The organism is Flavobacterium arabinosi (assembly GCF_048158725.1).
In the GTDB taxonomy this organism is placed as follows: Bacteria; Bacteroidota; Bacteroidia; order Flavobacteriales; family Flavobacteriaceae; genus Flavobacterium; species Flavobacterium arabinosi.
Map to the genome: position 1 here is coordinate 107985 of NZ_JBLNKX010000005.1, position 25033 is coordinate 133017.

Genomic DNA, 25033 nt, shown 5'->3' on the forward strand with positions numbered 1-25033 from the left:
TAGTAAAAATAAATTAGTATGAAAATCATAGCCTTTGGCGGAAGCCCCAGTAAAAACTCAATCAATAAAAAATTAGCAACTTATGCAGCCCATCTCTTCGAAAATGCCGAAGTGGAGGTGTTGGATTTGAATGATTTTCAAATGCCTTTATTTAGTGTCGATATCGAAAAAACAATTGGTCAGCATGAATTGGCAAAAGCATTTTTGGGTAAAATTGCCACAGCTGATATTTTAGTCGTTTCGCTTGCAGAAAATAATGGAAATTATTCTGCGGCTTTCAAAAATGTGTTCGACTGGTGTTCCCGAATAACGGCTAAGGTTTTTCAGGAAAAGCCAATGTTACTTATGGCAACATCACCCGGAGCCAGGGGAGGGGCATCCGTTTTGGGAATAGCCAAAAACGCTTTTCCTTTTTATGGTGGTAATTTAAAAGCAACTTTCTCACTTCCCAGTTTTGATGCTAATTTTGATGTTGTAAACGAGGAAATTTCCAATCCCGAATTGGATAGCCAATTAAGAGATATTATTAAGAATTTCTAATTTTTTTAATTTTTTAATTTTTTAATCTTTCAATTGAAAATGTCAATATCATTCTTAATAACTTTGAAGGCTTGCTATTTTAAATTTTATCGAATTACACTACATTAGCACAAAATCCACAAAATTTACAATGTCCGATCAAAATCAATATACCGAAGATAATATTCGGTCTCTCGACTGGAAAGAACATATTCGCATGCGTCCCGGAATGTATATTGGGAAACTGGGCGATGGTTCCTCTCCAGATGATGGTATTTACATTCTGCTAAAAGAAGTACTCGATAACTGTATTGATGAATTCGTCATGGGTGCCGGTAAGACAATTGAGGTGACTATCAAAGACAAAACCGTTACCGTTAGGGATTACGGTCGTGGAATTCCATTAGGAAAAGTGATTGATGTGGTTTCCAAAATGAACACAGGTGGAAAATACGATTCTTTGGCATTTAAGAAATCCGTTGGTTTGAATGGAGTAGGAACTAAAGCTGTCAATGCTTTGTCTAATTACTTCCGTGTAGAATCCGTTCGGGACGAAAAACAAAAAGCCGCTGAATTCTCAGCTGGGAATCTGGTTCTTGAAGAAGATATTATAGACACAACCAAACGAAAAGGAACTAAGGTTAGTTTTATTCCAGACGAAGCAATTTTTAAAAATTACAAATTCAGATATGAGTATGTAATCAAAATGCTTAAAAACTATTGTTATTTGAACAATGGTTTGACTATTTTATTCAATGGTGAAAAATATTTCTCTGAAAATGGTCTGAAAGATTTATTGGAAGAAACCATTCATGCCGATGATTTGGAATATCCAATTATTCACCTAAAGGGAGAGGATATCGAGATTGCTTTGACGCATAGTAAAACACAATACAGTGAAGAATACCATTCCTTCGTGAATGGACAAAATACCACACAAGGAGGAACCCATTTAGCAGCGTATCGGGAAGCAATTGTAAAAACCATTAGAGAGTTTTATAATAAAAGTTTCGAAGCCTCAGATGTGCGTAAATCTATTGTAAGTGCGGTAAGTATTAAAGTGATGGAGCCTGTTTTTGAGTCGCAAACCAAAACTAAATTGGGATCGACTGATATGGGTTCAGAGCCAGGAATGCCATCTGTTCGTACTTTTATAAATGATTTTGTAAAAACGAAATTAGATAATTATTTGCACAAAAATACAGCAACTGCTGATGCCTTGCTTCGCAAAATTCTTCAAGCCGAAAGAGAGCGAAAAGAATTATCAGGTATTCGAAAATTAGCAACTGATCGTGCTAAAAAAGCAAATCTGCACAACAAGAAATTAAGGGATTGTAGAGCTCATCTTACGGACACTAAGAATCCTAAAAGACTGGAGAGTACGCTTTTTATCACTGAGGGAGATTCCGCTTCCGGGTCGATTACCAAATCGCGTGATGTGAATACTCAAGCGGTTTTTAGTTTGCGTGGTAAGCCTTTGAATTCCTACGGCATGAGCAAGAAAATTGTGTATGAAAATGAAGAATTCAATTTGTTGCAAGCAGCACTTGATATTGAAGACGGATTAGAAAAATTACGGTATAACAATATTGTAATTGCAACGGATGCCGATGTCGATGGAATGCACATTCGGTTATTGTTAATTTCTTTTTTCTTGCAGTTTTTTCCTGAATTAATAAAAGAAGGGCATTTATATATTTTACAAACACCACTTTTTAGAATCCGAAACAAGAAGGAAACGATTTATTGTTATTCGGAAGAAGAGCGAAAAGAAGCAATGGAAAAATTAAAACCAAAACCAGAAATCACACGATTTAAGGGATTGGGAGAAATCTCTCCGGATGAGTTCAAAAATTTTATTGGAGAAACCATTCGTCTAGACCCAATTATGATGGATAAAAACACTTCGATTGAGCAATTATTGTCTTTCTATATGGGAAAAAACACACCAGACCGACAGGAGTTTATCATCAAGAATTTGAAGGTCGAATTGGATGTTTTGGAAAAGGAGTAGTGTAAAATAAAGAAATTATTCCAAATATTATTATAGGATAAATAAATGAAAGACGAAGAAGACGATAACATAATTCCAGCAAACGAAGAAAATAATTCGGAAGATCATTCTACTGATGAAAATCAAGAAGAAAATGATTCAGATGAAATTATTGATGTAGATAAAAAATCTTTTGAAGGACAGCATTTTTACGAAAATGAAGAAGATGAAAATGATACCATTACTAAAGTTACAGGAATGTATAAGGAATGGTTTTTGGATTATGCATCGTATGTAATTCTGGAGCGTGCTGTTCCTGCGATTGAAGATGGTTTTAAACCGGTGCAACGTCGTATTATGCACTCTTTAAAAGAATTAGACGATGGTCGTTACAATAAAGTGGCTAATGTAGTAGGGCACACGATGCAGTATCACCCACATGGGGATCAGAGTATTGGTGATGCAATGGTACAAATTGGTCAGAAAGAATTGTTGATTGATTGTCAAGGAAACTGGGGGAATATCCTGACGGGAGATGGAGCTGCGGCTTCTCGGTATATTGAAGCGCGTTTGTCTAAATTTGCTCTGGAAGTTTTATATTCTCCAAAGATTACTGACTGGGGCGTTTCTTACGATGGTCGTCGTGCGGAGCCCAATAATCTGCCTGTAAAATTTCCATTATTATTGGCTTCTGGTGCCGAGGGAATCGCTGTTGGTCTTTCGACGAAAGTCTTACCTCATAATTTTAATGAACTAATTGATTCTTCGATAAAAATTTTAAAAGGCAAACCATTTACGTTATATCCTGATTTCTTGACACAAGGTATTGCTGATGTCTCTAATTATAATGATGGATTGCGTGGTGGACGTGTACGTGTAAGAGCCAAAATCGCACAGCTAGACAAGAATACCTTGGTAATTACCCAAATTCCGTTTTCGACCAATACGACCACTTTGATTGACAGTATTTTGAAAGCGAATGATAAAGGGAAAATCAAAATCAAGAAAATTGAGGACAATACCGCTGCCGAGGTGGAGATATTAATTCATCTTTTTCCAGGTGTTTCACCAGATAAAACGATTGATGCCTTGTTTGCTTTCACGGCTTGTGAAACTTCGGTAGCTCCTTTGGGTTGTGTTATTGAGGATAACAAACCACTGTTTATTGGGGTTTCAGATATGTTGAAAATTTCAACTAACAGGACAGTCCAATTATTAAAAAGCGAACTTGAAATCCAGTTAGGAGAATTAGAAGAACAATGGCATTTTCTTTCTTTAGAACGTATTTTTATTGAGAATAAAATCTATCGTGACATTGAAGAAGAAACTACTAGGGAAGGCGTAATCAAATCGGTTGATGATGGTTTGAAACCACACACGAAACATTTAAAACGCGCTGTTACCGAAGAAGATATTCTGCGTTTATTGGATATCCGAATCATGCGTATTTCTAAATTTGACAGTAATAAAGCACAGGATAAAATCGAATCATTGGAAGGCGATATTGAACAGGTAAAACACAATTTAGAACATCTGATTGATTTTGCAATTGCCTACTTTACCAAGTTAAAAGAGAAATATGGGAAAGGACGGGAACGCCAGACAGAACTTCGTATTTTTGATGATATCGAAGCAACGAAAGTGGTTTTAAGAAATACCAAATTATACGTCAATAAGGAAGAGGGATTTGTAGGTACAAGCTTGAAAAAAGACGAATACGTTACGGATTGTTCTGATATTGATGATGTAATTGTTTTTCTGCGAGATGGTAAAATGATGATTACCAAAGTTGATGCTAAAACGTTTGTGGGTAAAGATATTATTCACATTGCTATTTTTGACAAAAGTGATAAGCGTACGATTTACAATATGATTTACCGTGATGGAAAATCAGGTCCTTCCTATATAAAAAGATTCAATGTTTCTGGGGTAACCCGAGATAAAGCTTATGATTTAACCAATGAAACTGCAGGTTCTCAAGTAGTGTATTTCTCTTGTAATCCAAATGGAGAAGCGGAGGTGATTACGATACTTTTACGTCAGGTGGGAAGTGTGAAAAAACTGAAATTCGATATTGATTTTGCCAGTTTAGCTATAAAAGGACGTGCTTCCAAAGGGAATTTGGTCACCAAATATCCTATCAAAAAAATAGAATTAAAAGAGAAAGGGATTTCTACATTATTGCCACGAAAAGTTTGGTTTGACGATACTGTCCAACGATTAAACGTCGATGGAAGAGGCGAACTATTAGGCGAATTCAGACCAAGTGATAAGATTCTTATCATATCACAGTCCGGAAAAATAAAAGTAATTACGCCTGAATTATCGACTCATTTTGATGAAGATATGGTAGTTTTGGAAAAATGGGTTCCTAAAAAACCAATCTCAGCCATTTATTATGATGGTGAAAAAGAACGGTATTACATCAAACGTTTCTTGGTGGAAACCGAAAACAAAGAGGAAAGTTTTATTACGGAACATCCCAATTCACATCTTGAAATCGTATCCACGGATTATCGTCCTGTAGCCGAATTAGTTTTTGCAAAAGTAAAAGGAGTTCAAAAAGAAAACATGACGGTGGATATTGAATCTTTTATCGCTTTAAAAGGATTTAAAGCTTTAGGGAACCAATTGACAACCGATAAGTTGAAACAAGTAAACCTATTGGAATCTTTGCCTTACGAAGCTCCCGAGGAAATTATTCCGGAAGAATTAGAAGTAAAAGGCGAAACTGACGCCGATGATACAGCTATCCAACTGGACGATGATGGTCAAATAACGTTATCTTTAGAATAAAAAAAGCTCCAGAAGGAGCTTTTTTTTTATTTGAACAACTGTTTTAAGGTAAGCTCTTTTTTATATCTCAATTTGTTTATAATTTTCAAAAAAGCAATTGCGGTAATATAGGCATCACCCATTGCAGTATGTCTGTCTTTTTTAGAGATATCAAATTTATCGGCAAGATCGTCCAAACTATAGTTATTCTTACGTTCCAATAAGTGAGAAACCAATAGCGTTTTTTTATACAGCACAGCAGTGTCTAAAGTCTTGTTTGTTAATTTCGGCAATCCGTTTCTCTCCAGTGCCCTATTAATCATGGTAATGTCAAAGATGGTATGATGAGCAATTATGATCGAGTCTCCTAAAAAGACCAAAAACTGTTGTAAGGCACTTAATTCAGTGGGCCGGTCTATGACAAATTCTTTCAGAATTCCATGAATTTTTGCAGTTGCTTGATCGTAATGATCTTGCTGAATAAAAACTTCAAAACTATCATGAATGGGAATCGTATTGTTTTGCAGGACGATGGCCCCAATACAAAGTATTCTATCATTAGTATAATCAAATCCAGTAGTCTCTGTATCTAATACAACAAAACGCGTAGCATTAATGTTGTTCGATTGTTCCTCATCGGATGATTTTTCGGATTTGTTCCAAAGTTTAAATAAAACAGCTTTACCTTTTTTAAAGAAGTTTATCATTATAGTATGTTTGAAGCATTAAATCGGATGGTAATGATTTCTTGAAGTTCCTTAATGGTTTTAAAAGTCCTCTTGAGCTTTATTTTTTCTAATTTGGATAGCGTTTCCAAGGCAATAAACTGACCGGAATCATGATGCAAAAGCCCTTGTTTGGTTCTGAATTTCAATAATGCTTTGTACGAATAGGAACATGCTAAATACAATTCGCTGTTATGGGGTTCCAGTTCTGCCAATTTTTCAAAACGTTCCGGAGTATTGCTAATAGATTTCACTGAATGAGACAGAATCAATACTCTTGCAGCGTCGGTCAGTGGCATTAAAGCCCGTCTTTTTATGTCAAAAAAATCTTTGTGGGCACCATCCTGTTCTACAAGAAGTTGTCTGAAGAATCCAGTAGGAGAGGGGCTTTGCAACGCTCCACTTACTAAATGAATATAAAATACAGGATTGGCTTTTATATTTTTAAAAATAAAATCAGACAGATTATTTACAAGTTCACGATCTCCATAAGACAGGCTGTAATCAAAAAATATAAAGGACAATAATACTTCGTTTTTCCCCGGATTGGTAATCCAATGGTAAACCATACTTTCCCATTCACCAAGGCTTAAACACCATTTTGGATTAGAAGCCATCATTTCTGCGGGACAATAATCATAGCCAATATCAAAAAGCCCTTTATTGACATGAGTAGCCAATTCTAAAAAATATTTCTTAGTTTCTTCTATTAATTCTTCTGGGACATCCTCATAAACTAAGGCATTGTCTTGGTCAGTATGTAGCAATTGTTCGCTTCTCCCTTGGCTTCCTAATGCCAACCATGCAAATTTTACAGGTGGAGGCGTTTTCATTTTTTTTAGCGCTATTTCTATTATTTGCTTAATACAGACATCATTTAATTCTGTAATTATTTTAGAAGTCAGTGTCATAGGGATATTTTGGTCTAAATATCCTTGTAATAATTGCATTATATTGGCTCGTATCGGCTTTATCTGTTTGGCTTTTTTAGCTCTTTTTACCGCTTTTATCAAAACAGCAGGATTATTACCAAGTTCTACCATAACATCATGTTTGGATAGGATTCCAACAGCTTTGGAATTTGCTGTGCCATCTTTCGTAAGACATAAATGGCTGATATTACTTTTCATCATAGCCATTTGCGCCTGAGTAACGGTCATCTTCTTGGGATAAGTTATAACCGGAGTGGTCATTATCAGATTGGCAGTTGTTGTAATTGGAAATTCCCCTGTCACAATTTTATTCCTTAGATCCTTATCTGTTATAATACCAATGGGAAGCTTATCCTCAATAACGAGAATGGCACCCACATTTTTTTTAGTCATGGTTTCAGCAATTTCTTTTGCTGTAGTAGTAGAAAAACAGGTTATTAGTTTTTTTGAATATTTTACAGGCTGTATATCCAATAGATTTTTATCAATGTCCAAAGTTTCACTCCCTATTATTTCACCATATAGTTTGCCGCTATGACTATTGGAATAGGGATTGCGCGTATTAGAGGCAAAACTTTCTATTAAAAAGTTCCCTACATTCCTGTTTTCTAGAGCATAAGGTTTGAAAATACTGATGGGTATGGCATAAAGGATAGTTTCTTCATGGGTTCTGGCCTCCATCTTATAGTTTTCATTGGCTATAAGTGGTCTTAAACCAAAAATATCCCCTTCATCACACATATCCAAAATGTCATTGTTCAGGCTGTTTTTAAGTGTTACAGCTCCTTTATGAACTACATAAAAACAGTTGTGCGTTTCTTCGTTTTCGGCAAATACTACACTGTCTTTTTCTTTGTAAACGATAGATATTTGTTCAGAAAGAGTTTCGATATCTTTTTGATGTAAAAAGCTAAAAGGAGGGAAGTTTTTTAAAAAGTCTGCAACTCTATGGGAGATAGTATTTTTCATGACGCTTATTTGCACCGAAGTTAATTTATAAAATAATATATAAAAAGAAAAAGATCGAATTTGAATCTTTTTTTAAATTTCGAAATTTCAGGACTTGGCATATTCTCAGCATAAAAAAAGCTCCATTTCGGGAGCTTTTTTTATGAAAATATATTTTACGGTTATTTATTTTTCTTCATTTTCATATTCAATACTTCAACTAATAAAGAGAAAGTTATCGCAAAATACAAATACCCTTTTGATACTGGTGTAACGTGATTTCCAAAGATTAAAGCATTAGATAAATGTGCACTTTCAGTAAGTAACATCATTCCAATTAAAATTAAAAACGATAATCCCAGAATTTGAATAGACGGGTGTTTATTGACAAAATTCCCAACAGGAACTGCAAATTGCATCATAATTAATACAGAAATAACCACAGCAGTAACCATAATATAAATAGCACCTTCAACACCATTAGTCATACCTACCGCAGTAAGAATACTGTCAAAAGAGAATACTAAATCAATCATAATGATTTGTAAAAGTACATTTTGAAATGATTTTGTAGCCGCTTTGCTTAACTCTTTCTCTTCATGCCCCCTCTCATCTACTTTCTCCCGAATCTCATTTGTACTTTTATAGATCAAAAATAATCCTCCTAGTAACAGAATGATACTTTGACCTGTAATTCCCGCGGAAAACCAACTCAAATCGATATGAAACCAAGGTTCTTTCATTTGAATCAATAAATTAATTCCAAATAAAAGCCCAATTCTCATAAACATAGCAAGAAACATTCCCACTTTAGTAGCTTTTTTGCGTTGCTCAATTGGCAATTTTCCAGTAGCAATCGATATAAAAATAATGTTGTCGATTCCTAATACAATTTCCAAAAAGGTCAATGTTAATAAGGCAATCCAAGCATCGGCATTTAAAAATACTTCCATTTTATTTAGTTATGATTTGTAAATTTTTAACGTAAAATTATTTAATCAGAGATCTTGGTGACAGTACCTTTTTGTTTGGTGTCAACGCCAACCATTCCAAATTCAAAGGTATAAGAATTTTTCGATGTTGTCAAAATTTTCATATCAATTGCCTTTTCTTCTGCCATATTTTTGGGATGTAATTTCTGCAAAATATACTCACAATCATTTACCCAACGAATCGAAGCGGTATCCGTCTTTCCTTCAAACGTTTCAATTTCCAGGCTGTCATTTCGCTCAAAAACCGTTGTTTTTTTTACGCCGTTGACTTCGTGTTCAAATTTGAATTTCCCCGTTTTAAAGGCTGCACAATTGCGTTCCACATTGTAGCATGACAATAGCGATAGTAATGGGAGGAGGAAGATTATTTTTCTCATATTTTTTTTGGAGCTGTTTCCTGCTTTGCGTTTCAATCTTTTTTTCGGTAAAAACCTCAAAAAAGGATTTCCACTTCAATCAGGGCTAGTTATTCGATTTTAATATCATATTTATCTAAAAGTCCAATAATTCCTTGTGTGGAAAATTTGGCTTTTTTCATGGGATTGAATTCGGGATCAATTTTAAAATTAGTTGCTTTTGAAAAATCAGCTCCCGCTAATTGGGTATTATTGAAAATAGCACCATCTAAATTACTGTTTTCAAAAACCGAATTCGTAAGATTGGTTCCAATAAAGCTTACCTCTCTCAACGAACAAGAATTGAATTTTGTCTTTGGCATCTTTTTATTTGCAAACGATGAGTAATCCAAAACGCATTCTTGAAAATTGACATTAAACAAGAAATCGTCGCATTCCTCAAATTGAATACCAAGTAATTTGCAATTTCTAAATTGTATTCCTTTTAAGCTTGTTCCTGATAATTTGGTCACAGCCAGATTACAATCTATAAATTCACAATCCATGAAGCTACTATAGGAGAAGTCACTATTTGATAAATCACAGTTTTTAAAAATGCAATCTTCAAATTCTCGGTTGTTTACTTTCTTATCGGTGTAAACGATTTTTTCAAATGTTTTTTGAACGTGAATTAGGTTTTCCATCAGTCGTTAAATAAGCTTTTCATAATTGTTTTTAATCCCAAATACATCAGAAACATAGCAATAAGACAAGCAATAATTCCTATTGCTAAAACCAAATAATGCCATACATTCTGTTGATTCATAAAAGCATTATAAATCACAGATGGGCCTATAAATAGTAGCGGTAAAGCACCTGCTAAATATTTGATTCCTTTAGATAATAGTTCTTTGTTAGTTGCCATTATTTTGTCTAAAATTTTAATGTTTAAAGTTAATCGATGTACTGAAAAACGGTTGCCTGTAATCTGAAATCTGTTTACTGAGCTGTAAAATAATCAACAGCTTTCCTCACACTTCCGTGTTTTTTCAATAATTCGGCTGCTGCTTCATAAGAAACAGGAATTTCTCCCATAATCATTTTCACGCCGCGATCTACCAGTTTGCTATTGCTCAATTGCATGTCGACCATTTTGTTTCCTTTTACTTTCCCCAGTTGAATCATGGTGGTGGTGGTAATCATATTCAGCACCAGTTTTTGGGCTGTTCCCGCTTTCATACGAGAACTTCCGGTTACAAATTCTGGTCCCACAACTACTTCGATTGGGAATTTTGCGGTTTGCGAAAGCGGACTTCCTGCATTGCAAGAAATACTTGCTGTAGTGATATTATTTTCGTTACAAGCTTGTAATCCTCCAATGACGTAAGGTGTTGTGCCTGAAGCAGCTATTCCCACTACAACATCATTTTCATTTATATCGAAAGCTTTCAAATCAATCCAGGCTTGTGTGGCATTATCTTCGGCATTTTCTACGGCTCTACGGATTGCAGTGTCGCCACCGGCAATAATTCCGATTACTAAATCGAAAGGAACGCCAAAGGTTGGCGGACATTCCGAAGCATCAAGAATTCCCAATCGTCCAGAGGTTCCTGCGCCAATATAGAATAATCGGCCGCCGAATTTCATTTTGGCAACGATTTCGGTCACTAAATTTACTATTTGTGGCAACGCTTTTTCTACGGCAAGAGGCACGGTTTTGTCTTCCTGATTAATATTAGAAAGTAATTCCTGAACCGACATTTTTTCTAAATGTTCGTATTTTGAGGATTGTTCGGTGGTTTTAGTAAAGGTCATTTTTAAATAAATTTCTTTTGTTCTTCTTCAATGATTTTTTTTAAATCGTTTTCGTTGGGTAAGTTTATCAAATATTTAGAAACAAAAACGTGTTGTGTCAAATTTGCTGTGGCATATTTTACTAGATTTTCGTTTTTGCCTGCACACAAAATCAATCCAATAGGCGGATTATCATTTTCTTGTTTTTCATTTTCATTATAATAATTCAAATACATATTCATTTGGCCTGAATCGGCGTGCGTGAATTCGCCTAATTTCAAGTCAATGAGAATATTACATTTCAAAATACGATGGTAAAAAACCAAATCTATAAAATAATGGGTATTGTCAAAAGTAATTCGTTTTTGACGCGCTTCAAAACAAAATCCTTTGCCCAATTCTATCAAAAATGTTTGTAAATGATTGATGATAGCTTGTTCTAAATCGCTTTCGGAATAATCAGTTTCTTGTTTGAGTTCTAAAAACTCCAAAATATATGGGTTTTTGAAAAAATCTTCTGGAAGAATTGGTAGTTGTTTTTTTTGATTTTCAATTACTTTTTCTTTGTCAAAACTCAAACCAGTTCGTTCATATAACATACTGTTTACAGCTCGTTGCAATTCTCGTACAGACCAGCTATTATCAGTACTTTGCCATTGATAAAAACTGCGTTTGGTTTCACTGTCTTGTTTTATCAATTCTATGATATGGGTAAAACTCAAATGATTAATCATTTTTTCAATATCCGAAATAGATTTTCCAGTCGCTGACTGGGAAATTACAATTTCGTTGTTTTCGGCGTGATTTTGGTCAGCCATCAATTTTGCAGATACTGTTTGCAAAATTTTATTTTGTTGAAAATCATTGAGATATAATTCAACAGTCACTGACTGTTGAATTTCAGGATAACATAAATAGAAATTCCGATACATTCTTAAGTTCACTGCCGAAAAACCTTTAAGATGTTTTTCTCCCAATAATTTCGATAAATTTTGAATTAAATTCTCTCCATAAACCGCTCTGTCTTTGCCTTTTTGTTCGTATTCTACAATATAAAAACCAAAAAACCAGTTGCGCAACGTTAGCCCAATATTGACCTGTTTTTGGGCTTGTTGCCTAAAATAGGTTTGGGTTTCGCTTATTATGGTTACTAAATTTTGAATTTCTTGCATAATTACATTTTCTAGAACACCTAATTTTTCAAAACCTCTAAAATACAATTTTAATAAATGCTAGGATTGTTTTTTTCTAAATGTTCGTATTTTGAGGATTGTTCGGTGGTTTTTGTGAAGGTCATTTTTTTGAGGTTGTAAGTTGTTACCTATTGCTGTTCTTTTTTCTGTTATATGTCAAGTGTAACTGTTAATGGTTTATGGTCGCTGTGTTTTGTCCACTTTTCATAAGCACCAACTTCGACATTATCTAATTTTTCAATAAGATTTAAAGATACAAAACAGAAGTCGATATGATATGGTCTATCAATTTTCCGGTGCATAAAAAGTGTTTTATCTTTTTCCTTTCCTTGAGTTTGATTGTGGAAATGATGATAAGTGCTTAAAATATTTTTAGTCTTTAAATAATCAACAAGGTTTGTATGGTTATAAATTCTGTTTGGTTTGTCCCAAATGGAATTGCTATTGAAATCTCCAGCAAGAATTACATTTTTATTGTCTAATAAGTTGCTATAAAAATGAACCGCGTTCCAAACCTGCTCTGTATAGCAGTCGTGTTTTTCAGGCTTCTGTGACCATATTGCGAAAACTGTCAAATCGATTTTATCGTTGTAAACTGACAAAGGTAAAACATATTTAAAATCCGTATTGTGTATATCAAATAGTTTAATTTTGAAGTCGCTATATGAAAAAACTCCAATTCCTTTATGTGGATTGTCGCCATACCAAAAAATATCAGTTGGCTGTTTTGTGTCAGGCCCAAATAAAAGTCGCTCTTGATTTTCGCATTCAGGAACAATTAGAATGTCTGGCTGTTCTGCCAGAATAAACTCCGCTTTTTTACGGAAAGCCATGTTACAATTCCAAGTTATTATTTTCATTCTGCTTATTGTCGTTGAGTCGTGCTACAAGTAGCAGGTAACTTATTAATAGGAGCCATATGACTGTAATCTACCCAATTTTGGATAATTTTGTAACATAAAATGTTCTTTTTTTGCGTGAGGGATAGCAGCGGAAATCCTTTTTATTTTTTCTTTAAAAATAAAAAGATTGCAGCGAATAGCCCGACCCGATTTTTCAGCGGGTCACGCCCAAATTATAAAATTATATAAAATACGCCAAGGCAATTCCAAAAATGATCATTGAAACTTTGGCGATATTGAACTTGTGTCCTTCGCTGGTTTCAAAAATAATGGTGGATGAAATATGAAATAATATTCCTATTACTATGGCTGTGATTTCAGTATAATATACGTTTAAGATGGGCATATAATCAGACAAAAATGTTCCTAGCGGTGTCATAATTGCAAAAGTTACCATGAAAAAAAGTATCGCTTTTTTATCCAGACTTGCATTGATGAAAAATGTCGTCAAAATAATGGCGATTGGCAAATGATGAATGGCAATTCCCACTGCTAAATCATGGTGGTGGCTTACGGGAAATCCTTCCAGAAAGGCGTGTATGCAAAGGCTGATGAATAGCAACCACGGGATTTGGGTCATTATTTCATGGCCGTGAACGTGACCGTGTTCGGCACCTTTCGAGAAAAATTCCAATATGATTTGGAATAAGATTCCCAGCATGATGAAAATTCCAATTTTTGGACTAGCGCTTTCGTAGACTTCAGGTAATAAGTGCATTACTGTTAAGGAAAGTAAAAAGGAGCCGCTAAAGGCCAATAAAAGCTTTAAGTTTGTTTTGTTTTTTGGTCTTAAAACCAAAGCGAAAATATATCCTATAAGTACGGAAAGTAATGGTAAAAGATAATTCATTATTTATTTAACCGTTTATTTATTAATCTGTTTAACCGTTTTTTGTTTTGTCGATTAATCCTCATAGACAATTAACCGAATTAACAACTATTTGAAAATCATGATTAGTCGTTCACTATCAGTTTTGTGGAATTTTTTCAATTTATAATCTCCAAAAATATCCAATAAGTAAATTCCGGCTTCTTCCATTAATTCCTCAAAATCTTTTAGCGTAAGCGCTTTTACTTTTTCGGTAAAATGAAACTTTTGACCTTTATCTTCAAAATCAATTTCTTTGTAAATATGACCGTCTTTTAGATAACGTTTGATATTAAAATCGATTCCTTCGACTGTTTTTGTTTCTTCGGGAACTAATGTTTCTAAGACTTGGTTGACATTCATGAAATCAATTGCGGCAAATCCATATTCCGAAAGGCTTTCTTTTATGGCTTTTAATGTCGTTAGATTGTCTTCGTCATTTTCGAAATAGCCAAAACTGGTGAACAAATTGAAAATGGCATCATATTTTTCTTCAAAAGGTTCACGCATGTCATGAACTTTGAAATGTAGCGTTTCATTGGTGTTTTTAGAAGCTTCAGCAATACTGTTTTCAGATAAATCAGCACCAAGAACATCAAATCCTAATTGGTTCAAATAAATAGAATGACGGCCTTTACCACAAGCTAAATCCAATACTTTTGCCTTTTCAGGAAGATTTAGATAATGTGTAAGATTATCCATAAAAACCTGGGCTTCTCTGTAGTTTCGTTCTTTGTAAAGAATGTGATAATATGGAGAGTCAAACCAAGACGTATACCAGTTTTCAGATGATTTCGGTTGATTTTCAGTTGGTGGATTTTGTGCTGCAGACATTTATTCTTTTTCAATTAATTCGATTGATGCAAATTTAGTGTATTTTTGCACCGAATACTTGATTTTACAATGGAAAATAATTATAAAATGATTGCCAAAACCTTTTTTGGTTTTGAAGAGATATTAGCAAAAGAATTGCAAATGCTTGGCGCACAAAACGTGGAGCAAGGTGTAAGAATGGTGAGTTTTAAAGGAGATAAAGGGTTTATGTACAAAGCAAATTTGGCTTTGCGTACCGCTTTGAAAATCCTAAAACCTATTTATTTTTTCAAGGCAAATAATGAACAGGCTTTATACAAAGGCATTTCGAGTATGAATTGGTCTAAACTACTGAATGCCAATCAGACTTTTGTGATTGATACAACGGTACATTCGGAATATTTTAATCACTCGGAATTTGTCTCCCAAAAATGTAAAGATGCAATCGTAGATCAGTTCAGAGAAAGAACGGGACAACGACCAAGCATTGATAAAGTACATCCTGATTTGAGAATCAATATTCATATCGATAAAGACCAAGTTTCTGTTGCACTGGATACTTCCGGGAATTCATTGAACCAACGTGGCTATAGAACCGCTACCAATATTGCGCCTATAAACGAGGTATTGGCTGCAGGAATTCTATTGCTTTCCGGTTGGGACGGTCAAGGCGATTTCTTGGATCCTATGTGTGGTTCCGGAACATTTTTAGCCGAAGCGGCGATGATTGCCTGTAATATTCCAGCAAACATCAACCGAAAAGAATTTGCTTTCGAAAAGTGGAACGATTGGGACAATGACTTATTTGATAATATTTCAGATAGTTTATTGAAACGCGTTCGGGAGTTTCATTACACCATAAAAGGCTATGATAAAGCACCAAGTGCGGTTCAAAAAGCCAAAGACAATATCAAAAATGCCAATCTGGATGAGTATATTTCTATCGAAGAAAAAAACTTTTTTGATACAGAAAAAACATCAGAAGGAAAATTACACATGGTTTTCAATCCGCCGTATGATGAGCGATTGGATATTCACATGGAAGAATTCTACAAAAGTATTGGCGATACGTTAAAGAAAAATTACCCGGGAACTAACTCTTGGTTTATCACGGCTAATCTGGAAGCTTTGAAATACGTTGGACTAAAACCTTCGAGAAAAATCAAACTTTTCAATGCTGGTTTAGAAGCACGATTGGTAAAATACGAAATGTACGAAGGAAGTAAGAGAACGAAGTTTCAAGTGTCAGAAAGCGGGGATCAAGACCAGATTTCAGAAATCAGTTAGTAGTTTTTAGAGCTTCCGACTTTAAACTTTTTAAAACCTTAAACTTAAAACATAAAAATGACCAAATTACAAGTACGCGCTTTCCTATATCAATTGGGTTGTTTTGCAATATTATTTACGTCATTCCGATTTATAGTGGATCAATATACCAATTTAACCGGCTATTGGGTTCCATTGACTGCTTTTGCAGTTGGGACGCTTTTATCACCTAAATTTCAGGCGGTGAAAACGAAGGACGGAGAAAAATTATTTATGAAATGGATTTTCATTAAAGGAATTCGGGTTATTGGATAGTTTTAAAAGTCTTACAGTATATGTTTATTCATTACTCAAAACAAAAAAATATCGCAAAGAGAACTGTAGTTTTCTTTGCGATATTTTTTTATTCTAAATTCGGAATTATTTCTTCTCTACTTTTTTAGGAACGATTGTAGCTGTTTTTTTCTTGTAAAAAGGGATGAAGTAGGTAACTGTGTAATTGAATCCTACCCCAAAAGTACCATTATAGGTTCTATTGAAACCAGGAATGTACAGATTGTCAAAATTGTCTGGTTTTTTATTAGTAACCAATGCATTCAAGCGAAGGCTGAAACCCACAAACACATTATCAAAAACTTTAGCTTTTACTCCTGCCACGACTTCAACCCAGCTAGCGGTCAGTCCACTGTATTTAGTTCCTGATGTAATTGCCGGTACTTGGCCAAAATAAGGATTGGCATTGTAGATTTTATAACTGTTCAATTGTTGACTAAAACTGCTCAAACCATATCGCATTCCTATCGAAATAATATTTTCCATATTCAGCCAGTTTTCATAGCCATTGTAATCAAAACCCGCTTTTAGGTAAGTCCCTTTTGCTGTGGTATTCAATCGGTCGTCTTCAGTTGTTTTATTTTCGTTTCCAACTTCAGCTGCCAAGAAATATCTTTTTGTCAAACGATAATCACCGACTAATTCTAAGCCTTTATAATTTTTATCATATAAAAAACGCGTCAATTTGTATAAATCAACACCTACACGAAAACCGTAACGATCCGTTTTTATAATCGTATCGTTCTTTATTTCTTGAGGAAGTTTTTTAGTTATTGGTTTTTGGGCTTCTGGAATCACTTGATCCATTTTTTTTCTTTGGATGGTATCGGTGTCTTGTGCTTGTGCCAAAAAAAGAGACAACATGAGGCAAAAACTAAAAAAATATTTTAATGTGTGTGTCATTTTCGTTATCTATATTACTTTTTTCAACCGAGATGTATTTAATCCATTTTGTATCAGGAACCGCTGCATCAGTATGCGTGTAAGGGTTTGAAGTGTTTAACGTAAACAGCGTCTTAAAACCACAAGCTCTTGATACAAAAAAGTCAGCTCTGGTATAATCAAACCTTATATTGTCTTCGTTTACCAACGCTGGATTTGCATTTCCGGAATTTAAAATAAAACTATAGCTTGTCGTATCGTCGGTTGTTTTCAATGGAATTGAAATCGTGCTTCCGTTAGTCAGGTATTTAGAATCATCTGTCGCACTGGCATTAAAAATAATTCCATCGGTCATTCCTGGACTAACTACTTTTAGATTTGTCACATTTTTCAAAACCGAAGGATTCAAGAAATCATAAAAGCCAATCACTAAACGTGGCGTTGTAGGAGTATTTGCATCGCAGATATCATCTTTCTCACAACTGGAGAATGATAGCGCTAAAGCGAATACCAATAAAATTATTTTTTTCATATTTTTTTAATGAAGATTTCTGATTGCAGTTTATTAAAATCTGCAATCAAAAATCGTTAATCTTCACCAGCTTTTGCGAATTGGCGAAGCAATAAAAATCAATTATCTTTTTTCCAAAAGTACTACATTTTCAACGTGATGCGTTTGCGGAAACATATCCACAGGACGTACCCGAGTCACTTTGTATTTCTCGTCCATCAAAGCCAAATCACGCGCTTGTGTAGCCGAATTACAACTTACATAAACCACTTTTTCAGGAGCAATTTTCATAATTTGTTCGATTACATCTTTGTGCATTCCGTCTCTTGGTGGATCGGTGATAATCACATCAGGATGTCCGTGTTGAGCAATGAAACTATCGTTGAAAACAACTTTCATATCTCCTACAAAGAACTCGCAATTGGTAATTTCATTGCGTTCAGCATTTAATTTAGCATCTTTAATGGCTTCAGGAACACTTTCCACACCTATTACTTTTTTTGCTTTTTTCGAAACAAACTGCGCAATAGTTCCCGTTCCGGTATATAAATCATAAACGATTTCATTTCCAGTCAATCCGGCAAAATCGCGTGTTATTTTATACAGTTCGTATGCTTGGTCAGAATTGGTTTGGTAAAAAGATTTCGCATTAATACTAAATTTTAAACCTTCCATTTCTTCCAGGATGTAATCTCTTCCTTTGTATAATTTAATGTCAGTGTCGTATAAAGTATCGTTCGCTTTGTTGTTTATCACATATTGTAGCGAAGTAATTTGAGGGAATTTCTCGTAAAGATGGTCTAGTAGCAATTCTCTGTTGGCTTTATCGTTTTCAAAAAACTGAATCAAAACCATTATTTCGCCGGTCGAAGCGGTACGCAACATCAAAGTTCTTAGCAATCCTTCATGATCTCTCGGATTGAAGAAAGTCAAGCCATGTGCATTGGCAAAATCTCTAACTTCGTTTCTAATTGCATTCGATGGGTCTTCCTGCAAATGACATTTGTTGATGTCCAGGATTTTGTCCCACATTTTCGGAATGTGGAAACCAAGTGCGTTTCTGTTTCCTAAATCTTCGGTGCTGTCAATTTCTTTTTCGGTTAACCAACGGCTGTTCGAAAACGAAAATTCCATTTTGTTTCTGTAAAAAAACTGTTTTTCCGAACCTAGAATGGTTTCAAATTCCGGAAGTTCTATTTTTCCGATGCGTTGCAAATGATTTTTCACCTCATTTTGCTTGTAATACAACTGTTGGCTGTATTTCATATTCTGCCATTTACAACCGCCACAAACACCAAAATGCTCGCAAATAGGCTCTACACGATGTTCTGAATATTCATGAAAATGAACTGCTTTTCCTTCGTAATAAGCCTTGCGCTTCTTGAAAGTCTGCACATCAACCACATCACCCGGAACCACATTCGGGATAAAAACTACTTTACCGTCCGGAGCTTTTGCTACCGAAACGCCTTTTGCACCAGCATCAAGGACTTTTATTTGATGAAAGACAACTTTGTCTGTATTTTTCTTTGCCATAGCGCAAAAATAAGCGTTTGAATGGTTTTATAAATTCAAATTGGGAAATATTTTTAATATGTAGTGTTTTTTATTTGAGCCTAATCCCGCTTTCCGCTACAAACCTGCAATTCCGTAAGCAAGAACACCACGCCTTTAAAGGATCTTCCGTTGGTCGCTCTTTACCGGCAAGTGTTCTAAAGCTTTCGGAACTGCAAGTTTTTCGCTATAATCGGGGGCAGGGGAGTTGTGGGTAAGAATTGGGTTTTGCCGGCTTGTATATTTTATCTTATCATGATTTGATAAATAATAAAATGGTATTCAAAATTATTTATTGCTGGTGTTCTCTACTGATAGTAGCTTTATCGTCGCCTAATTGTGAGCCATAGTAAGCAAATTGGGAATGATTCGCCCCTTCAATTAGGATATATTTAGTTGTTGCCGGCAATTTAGGTTTATTTAAGGTAACACTTTTTGCATCAGCAACTCCGTCATTAGAACCGTAAATTTTCATTATTGGTATTGATGATTTAGAAAGATCAAAGTCTCTCGGTTGTGTTGTTCCCAATAAAATTAATTTATCGATTAGAGTTGGGTTTTCATAAACAAATCGAGCGGCCATCATACCGCCTTTGGAATGTCCTGCTAAAATATATTGCTTTGTGGTGTCTTTGAAAAAGCCCATTTCTTTTGGCTTTTTATAACCGTACGATGGAAGTCGCCAAGGCATTTTGATAATAATACTTTTATAACCATTATCAGCAATTTTTCTGCAAAGAGGAGTATATGCTTCTGGAGCGACTAAGGCACCTGGATAAAAGATAAATACTTTTTGACAACTTTTTTTTGGTGTAAATGAAATAAAGTCATCTGTATTGTCTACTTGAACAGATGAATTGTTTTGAAAAACAGTAATAGAAACTCCTTTAGTTTGGTATGAATTCCCTATCCAAATTAAAACACACAATCCAAGCGCTGCCCAAATCAAAGCAAATATTTTTCTTTTTTGTTTCTTCATATCATTCTAAAGTATGTTGAAATTTTAAGTGGTCTATAACCGTTTGCCACTAATTGAATTTATCTAAAAATCTAAATGAGAAGTAAATGTATGGGATTTAGACTGCAATTATTCCCTTTTTGTAAAAAAGGCATTGGATTAATTTTTCACCACAAATCTTAATTTTGCAAGTATTCCAAAGTTTTCGCAACTACCTGTTTTTTACTATAATTGGAGCAGGGAAGTTGTTAGTTTGATTAATTGCTATGATTTAAACAAGTAAAACAACAACAATTTTACACAGAACTATTTGACTATTTGATTAATCCGTATTTTGCGGGTTTAGCAGCATTTCTGGGACTTACCATTATTGATACGGTCTTTTTATTGGCTTGTCTATTCCGGGAATAAATTGATTAATCGTTTTAAAAAGAATATCAGCGAAAAACTATAGCAGAAATACCTGAGAGGACTATAATAGCATAATGTTCGAACCCTATTGCTATTGAGTTTTATTCCTAAGGTGCGTTTTTTTAGCTCTATTTTTGCCTGAATGTTTCATGTGAAATGGAGTACTTTTTTGTAGTGAATTGTATTGGAACTATTATTTTTATAATAGTCGATATTGCTTGCGGGATTTTATTTCACAGTATTCTGGGATCCCTTTTAAAAGAAGTGGAACTACTCCGGCACTCCATTTTTATTATATTTATGGTTGTTATAACTATTGTTGTGTTTTTAAATTTAAAAGAAACTCAAAAAAGGAATAAAAGTTTGTTTTCATCTGGAAAAGGAGAATTAGCTTTTGTGGTTTATGATTCGGAATAGGATTCAAACCAAAATATAAAGAAGAACTTTTTAAAAAATGCACCAATAGAAGCCGCTTTAGTTTGGCAAACAAACCTTCAAATGGAATTGGATTGTATTTGTGTAAAAATTTCGAAAAACACCATAGGAAACTTTCGAGTAAAAGCGAAGGAATAAAAAAGATGCTTCATTTTTATTTTTTTTGAAAATGTAAATTGATTCCAGTTGAACTTTAAATATTCGTTAAAAAAACGGAGTTCCTCAAAACATATTTTTAAAAGAACTAAATTTGAGAAAACTAAAAAACTATAATTATGAAAAGAAATGCAACGGCGGTTTGGAATGGTACACTTAAAGAAGGAGCCGGAAAACTAACAACACAAAGTAAAACTTTAGAAAACACACAATATTCGTTCAAATCCCGTTTTGAAGAAGGCGTAGGGACTAACCCTGAAGAACTAGTTGCGGCAGCGCATTCTGGTTGTTTTACAATGCAACTTTCTGCTTATATTACCGAAGGTGGTTTTGAAATTGAAAGTATCGAAACAAAATGCGATATTGATTTGGTAGAAGGGACGATCATAACTTCTCACTTAACAGTAAATGCAAAAGTAAAAGGAATTACGGATGCCGTTTTTCAAGAATTAGTAACAAAAGCAGAGAAAAATTGTCCTATTTCGAAACTATTGAATGCAGCAATTTCTACTACGGCTACATTAGTATAAAAATAAGAATTCATAAAAAGGCTCGATTTACAATTAAATCGAGCCTTTTTATGTTACAGTTAGTTTCTTTATAAGAAAGTAATTTACACTTTTTCTGTCTTCTAATTATAGTTATTTACTTCCTTTTTTTTGAAATACTTATACATCATTACCATTAACTCCTCTTTCTTTACAGGTTTTGAAATATAATCATTACATCCGGCTGTTATTGCCTTTTCTTTGTCACCTGTTTGTGCATAGGCTGTTTGTGCAATAATAATTACATCTTTATTAAATTTCCGTATTTTTTTTGTGGCTTCATAACCGTCCATTACGGGCATTTGAATATCCATCAATACCAAATCGATGTCAGGATTATTATGACACATTTCAACCGCTCCAATTCCAGTTTTTGCCCTTAAAATTTCTTTGCTAAATTTCTTTATTGTCTGTGTAAGTAGTCTTCCTGATATTTCGTCGTCTTCGACAATTAGTATTTTCAGGCTTTTAATTTGCTTTTCATCGACATGCAACAAATCAATAATTTTTACCGCCTCTTTTGCTTCCTGTTCGCAATTGTAAGGAATGGTAAAATAAAATATAGAGCCTTTTCCAATTTCGCTTTCTACCCAAATTTTCCCACCCAACATTTCCACAAAAGCTTTTGAGATTGATAATCCCAATCCAGCTCCTTCGTAATTTCGGGTTAGCGATTCACTGCCTTGCCTGAACCTTTCAAAAACCATTTCCAATTGTTCTTTCCGAATACCTGTTCCTGTATCCTTTACGAAAAACTCCAGTTCGAAAGGCTCAAAAAGATAGCCGGACGTACCCGCTGTCCTTGGTTTGGCGGGCTTTAAGACATAGCCAAATTCAATAGAACCGCTATGGGTAAATTTTATAGCATTTTTAACCAGATTGGTAAGAATAGCATAGATTTTCTCTCGGTCTGTTTTGATCAGGGCCTCTTTTAATGGTAATGTATTTTTAAAGGAAAACTGCATGTTTTTAGCATCAATCTCTGGCTTAAAGAAAGTATAGAGGTATTCAATTTGCTGGTTGATATTTGTTTCAGAAATTAAAATTTTCATTGATCCCGATTCTACCTTCGAGATATCAATAATATCATTGATGATATTGAGCATACGAGTACCGCTTCTCTCTATAATGCTAATATACTCTTGCTGTTCTTCACCCGTTAAGCTAGGTTCTTTAAGCAATTCAGCAAAGCCTAGAATGCCGTTCATAGGAGTGCGGATTTCATGACTCATATTGGAAAGGAATGCCGATTTTAGACGGTCGCTTTCTTCGGCTTTTTCTTTGGCGATTGTAAGTTCCTCTTCAATTCGCTTACGCTCGGTAATATCTTGAATGGTACCAATCATTTTTAGTGGTTGATTCTCTTCATTATACAGTACTTCACCCAATCCGTGAATCCAGCGTTCTTCTTTATCGTTCTTTCTTATAATTTTATATTCTTTATCAAATTTACATTTATTACCTATCACTATATTTATAAAATAATCGTGCATTATTTGTTGCCACTCCGGATGAACAATCGAAACCCACCCTGATGTTGTTTTATCATAATAAGAATCGATTCCGAAAATTGTATCTAAAATATCAGAACTTGTCCAAGTAATATTTTCAATATTTACAGTATACGTGCCAAGTCTTGCAATTGTTTGCGTTTCTTTTAAAAACATTTCGCTGTTCTTTAACATCTCTTCGGCCCGTTTGCGTTCGGTGATATTGCGGGTATGGGCGAGATATACCACCTTACCGTGGTATTGTAAAGGCACGGCGCTTGTCTCTAGCCAGTTATGACCTCCCTTAAGACCCACCAATTCGAATTCCATTTGTATTGATTCGCCGGCGATTACCCGCTTATGCATTTTTATAAAAGTACTGCGGTATTCTGTAGTGATAAGACCAAAAATCTCTTGCCCAGCTACTTGTTCCATCGAATCAGCCTCGATTATAGCCAACCCAGCGGGGTTCATCAATAACAATCGACCCTCTGCATCTACTATCTTGATGCATTCTGGCTCAGCCTCGATGATAGTTCGCAGGTGGTATTCGCTTTCGATGAGCTTAGTTTTGGATTGTATACGCTCGGTGATATCCCGTATTGCTCCATCAATATGGTTTGGATTGCCGTTGTGATCTACTATTAAACGAGCGTTAATTGAAACATGTTTTATTTGGCCGGTTTTTGTCTTAAGTTTTAATTCATAATCCCGGAGCTCTCCCTTTTTTATTATCTCAGCAAGCAGGACATTCCTGTCATCAAGGTTATAATAGAGATTATGCACGGGGATGCCTATCATTTCTTCCCTGGTGAATTCAGAAAAATATTTAATTGATGGACTTATTTCGAGAAGAATCCCTGCAAGGTCGGTTTGATAGAATACGTCTTGTATATTTTCGAAAATGGTGCGGTACTTTTTCTCGCTTTCTCTTAACTCATTTTCAGTGAGTCTGTGTTTTGTGTTCTCATACTTAAGCATTTCATTCTTAGCATTTATTTTAAATAAGAAAAGGAATGCCAATAGCAATAACACTATTAATGCACTGGATTCAATTATTTTGAATAATAAGATAGTGTCCCATGATTTTGCGTTAAAATCCATTGCAAATACGGCAATAGTCTTTCCTGTAATTTCATCTTTTATAGGAATAAGCACACTTATCCATGTTCCCCATCTATCAGTAAGGGAACCTGTAACAAATTCTTTTCCATTGTCAAAAGGTAAGCTGTAAACCAAATTAGCTTCCGAATATTCCTGTCCGGGAGGTGAATAATCTTTTGATTCAGCAGGTTCGGAATCTGCAATAAAGTATATTTTTCCGTTTTGCCTAATATATATATATGCAAATCGCGCTTTGGGATTGACGCGAATTATTGCTTGCAAGGTATTTTTTATAGCTTTATACTGCGGAGTATCAATATCGCTTGGTTTTCCTTTAAGTGTTTTTAAATTCTCTTTTGGCAATGTTGTTTCAATGGATCTTGCAATTTGCAATACTTCGTCTGCCTGATCATTTTTAAATTGTTTCCAGGTGTAAAGGAGATATAGTACACCTAAAAGTAGAATTAGGAATAACACTGTTTTTTGTAACGGTGCTTTTTTTAGTTTAATTTTTTTCATATACACCTAAGATTATCGTTGTTTGATTACACGCTCTGAGATGATTGTCCCGATTGCATTATAAAGGATTGTATATG

23 protein-coding genes are annotated in these 25033 nt (G+C 34.6%); 7 read left to right on the top strand and 16 right to left on the bottom strand.

All coding sequences use genetic code 11. The features are described from left to right. Positions 1–18: 18 nt before the first annotated feature. The 3 genes from ACM55K_RS11595 (at position 19) to ACM55K_RS11605 (ending at position 5308) form a co-directional block, all read left to right on the top strand. Positions 19–540: an NADPH-dependent FMN reductase gene (locus tag ACM55K_RS11595; protein ID WP_416850392.1), complete on the top strand. Its 522-nt coding sequence runs from the start codon at positions 19–21 to the stop codon at positions 538–540. Positions 541–670: 130 nt separating this feature from the next. After that, positions 671–2533: a DNA topoisomerase IV subunit B gene (locus ACM55K_RS11600; RefSeq protein ID WP_416850393.1), complete on the top strand. Its 1863-nt coding sequence runs from the start codon at positions 671–673 to the stop codon at positions 2531–2533. Positions 2534–2578: 45 nt separating this feature from the next. Then, the gene (locus ACM55K_RS11605; protein ID WP_416850394.1) at positions 2579–5308 is read left to right on the top strand and encodes a DNA gyrase/topoisomerase IV subunit A; all 2730 of its coding nucleotides are present in this window, start codon (positions 2579–2581) and stop codon (positions 5306–5308) included. Between the two features lie 26 nt (positions 5309–5334). On the opposite strand, the gene ACM55K_RS11610 is transcribed toward ACM55K_RS11605, so the two are convergent. From ACM55K_RS11610 to ACM55K_RS11660, 11 genes are all read right to left on the bottom strand, one after another. Beyond that, positions 5335–5994, bottom strand: coding sequence for a 3'-5' exonuclease (locus ACM55K_RS11610; protein ID WP_416850395.1), 660 nt, complete (start codon positions 5992–5994; stop codon positions 5335–5337). Continuing rightward, complete coding sequence (locus tag ACM55K_RS11615) at positions 5994–7913, bottom strand: DUF294 nucleotidyltransferase-like domain-containing protein (RefSeq protein ID WP_416850397.1); 1920 nt, start codon at positions 7911–7913, stop codon at positions 5994–5996. Before ACM55K_RS11615 ends, ACM55K_RS11610 begins: the two co-directional genes overlap by 1 nt. A 161-nt stretch (positions 7914–8074) precedes the next feature. Further along, positions 8075–8845 carry a TerC family protein gene (locus tag ACM55K_RS11620; RefSeq protein ID WP_416850398.1) on the bottom strand — a complete coding sequence of 257 codons (771 nt, stop codon included), beginning with the start codon at positions 8843–8845 and terminating at the stop codon, positions 8075–8077. Positions 8846–8886: 41 nt separating this feature from the next. After that, complete coding sequence (locus ACM55K_RS11625; protein WP_416850399.1) at positions 8887–9261, bottom strand: DNA topoisomerase IV; 375 nt, start codon at positions 9259–9261, stop codon at positions 8887–8889. 89 nt (positions 9262–9350) lie between these two features. Beyond that, positions 9351–9923, bottom strand: a complete 573-nt coding sequence (locus ACM55K_RS11630; RefSeq protein WP_416850400.1) for a pentapeptide repeat-containing protein — start codon at positions 9921–9923, stop codon at positions 9351–9353. Beyond that, positions 9923–10144 carry a DUF6095 family protein gene (locus ACM55K_RS11635; protein ID WP_416843835.1) on the bottom strand — a complete coding sequence of 74 codons (222 nt, stop codon included), beginning with the start codon at positions 10142–10144 and terminating at the stop codon, positions 9923–9925. Before ACM55K_RS11635 ends, ACM55K_RS11630 begins: the two co-directional genes overlap by 1 nt. Before the next feature lie 74 nt (positions 10145–10218). After that, complete coding sequence (gene murQ, locus ACM55K_RS11640) at positions 10219–11034, bottom strand: N-acetylmuramic acid 6-phosphate etherase (RefSeq protein WP_416850401.1); 816 nt, start codon at positions 11032–11034, stop codon at positions 10219–10221. 2 nt (positions 11035–11036) lie between these two features. Continuing rightward, positions 11037–12185, bottom strand: coding sequence for a PDDEXK nuclease domain-containing protein (locus tag ACM55K_RS11645; RefSeq protein WP_416850403.1), 1149 nt, complete (start codon positions 12183–12185; stop codon positions 11037–11039). Positions 12186–12355: 170 nt separating this feature from the next. Beyond that, a complete protein-coding gene (locus ACM55K_RS11650) occupies positions 12356–13066 on the bottom strand; it encodes an endonuclease/exonuclease/phosphatase family protein (protein ID WP_416850405.1) in 711 nt (236 codons plus the stop codon). A gap of 223 nt (positions 13067–13289) precedes the next feature. Next, the gene (locus ACM55K_RS11655; protein WP_416850406.1) at positions 13290–13958 is read right to left on the bottom strand and encodes a ZIP family metal transporter; all 669 of its coding nucleotides are present in this window, start codon (positions 13956–13958) and stop codon (positions 13290–13292) included. An 87-nt stretch (positions 13959–14045) separates the two neighbouring features. Then, the gene (locus tag ACM55K_RS11660; RefSeq protein WP_416850407.1) at positions 14046–14810 is read right to left on the bottom strand and encodes a class I SAM-dependent methyltransferase; all 765 of its coding nucleotides are present in this window, start codon (positions 14808–14810) and stop codon (positions 14046–14048) included. Positions 14811–14879: 69 nt separating this feature from the next. On the opposite strand from ACM55K_RS11660, the gene ACM55K_RS11665 reads away from it, so the two are divergent. Further along, positions 14880–16076 carry a THUMP domain-containing class I SAM-dependent RNA methyltransferase gene (locus tag ACM55K_RS11665; protein ID WP_416850408.1) on the top strand — a complete coding sequence of 399 codons (1197 nt, stop codon included), beginning with the start codon at positions 14880–14882 and terminating at the stop codon, positions 16074–16076. Between the two features lie 57 nt (positions 16077–16133). Further along, on the top strand, positions 16134–16370 hold the full coding sequence (locus tag ACM55K_RS11670; protein WP_416850409.1) for a hypothetical protein: 237 nt from the start codon (positions 16134–16136) through the stop codon (positions 16368–16370). A 105-nt stretch (positions 16371–16475) separates the two neighbouring features. Here ACM55K_RS11670 and ACM55K_RS11675 read toward each other — a convergent pair whose 3' ends face one another. The 4 genes from ACM55K_RS11675 to ACM55K_RS11690 all read right to left on the bottom strand — a co-directional run bounded on the left by ACM55K_RS11675 (position 16476) and on the right by ACM55K_RS11690 (position 20314). Further along, on the bottom strand, positions 16476–17252 hold the full coding sequence (locus ACM55K_RS11675; RefSeq protein WP_416850410.1) for a DUF6048 family protein: 777 nt from the start codon (positions 17250–17252) through the stop codon (positions 16476–16478). A gap of 10 nt (positions 17253–17262) precedes the next feature. After that, positions 17263–17802, bottom strand: a complete 540-nt coding sequence (locus ACM55K_RS11680; RefSeq protein ID WP_416850411.1) for a DUF6452 family protein — start codon at positions 17800–17802, stop codon at positions 17263–17265. Positions 17803–17904: 102 nt separating this feature from the next. Next, positions 17905–19317, bottom strand: coding sequence for a 23S rRNA (uracil(1939)-C(5))-methyltransferase RlmD (rlmD, locus tag ACM55K_RS11685; protein ID WP_416850413.1), 1413 nt, complete (start codon positions 19315–19317; stop codon positions 17905–17907). 310 nt (positions 19318–19627) lie between these two features. Next, positions 19628–20314 (bottom strand): alpha/beta hydrolase, encoded by a 687-nt coding sequence (locus tag ACM55K_RS11690; RefSeq protein WP_416850415.1) that lies wholly within the window; start codon positions 20312–20314, stop codon positions 19628–19630. 546 nt (positions 20315–20860) lie between these two features. On the opposite strand from ACM55K_RS11690, the gene ACM55K_RS11695 reads away from it, so the two are divergent. Together ACM55K_RS11695 and ACM55K_RS11700 are read left to right on the top strand one after the other, a co-directional pair. Next, the gene (locus ACM55K_RS11695) at positions 20861–21121 is read left to right on the top strand and encodes a hypothetical protein (RefSeq protein WP_416850416.1); all 261 of its coding nucleotides are present in this window, start codon (positions 20861–20863) and stop codon (positions 21119–21121) included. A 293-nt stretch (positions 21122–21414) separates the two neighbouring features. Next, positions 21415–21825 carry an OsmC family protein gene (locus tag ACM55K_RS11700; RefSeq protein WP_416850417.1) on the top strand — a complete coding sequence of 137 codons (411 nt, stop codon included), beginning with the start codon at positions 21415–21417 and terminating at the stop codon, positions 21823–21825. Between the two features lie 101 nt (positions 21826–21926). Here the strand turns inward: ACM55K_RS11700 and ACM55K_RS11705 are convergent, their stop codons facing one another. After that, the gene (locus ACM55K_RS11705) at positions 21927–24956 is read right to left on the bottom strand and encodes a PAS domain S-box protein (protein ID WP_416850419.1); all 3030 of its coding nucleotides are present in this window, start codon (positions 24954–24956) and stop codon (positions 21927–21929) included. Positions 24957–25033 lie beyond the last annotated feature (77 nt).